The sequence below is a fragment of the Klebsiella sp. CSG-1 genome, from assembly GCF_056521145.1.
Genome location: NZ_JBWNLD010000046.1, coordinates 1 through 352, shown reverse-complemented (window position 1 = coordinate 352; position 352 = coordinate 1). Strand labels below are relative to the sequence as shown.

At 52.6% G+C, this 352-nt stretch carries 1 protein-coding gene; it reads left to right on the top strand.

Annotation, left to right across the window (positions count from 1 at the left end):
• A partial coding sequence (locus AC007G_RS28345) for a hypothetical protein (RefSeq protein WP_479466765.1) occupies positions 1-231 on the top strand: 231 nt, incomplete at its 5' end.
• Positions 232-352: the final 121 nt, after the last annotated feature.

The window sequence follows — 352 nt, the reverse complement described above, 5'->3', positions numbered from 1 at the left end:
TGGAGCTCTGACGGGGTTTACAGCATTCTGCGGTTTATTGGCACTGATAATACACCTGCGGGTAGTGCCTACAGCCTGACCGGCTGGACTCGCCCCCGATTTACGGCGCCAGGCACTATCGTTCAGCAACCAAAAGCAGCGTATACGACAGGTGACGTCATTCTGGCCGTCTGCCTGACGCTACCGTCAGATGGCAACGCAACCTGGCAGAATATCGCTGTAGCAACATAAGGAAGAAAAAAATGGCATTCACTTTATCAAAATCCGTTTCCAGTGCTGAGTATTACGGGGCGCTGGGTATCGTGGACACGTCGTCCGCATCTGAAAAAACGGTCGATGTGACCTATGAGGC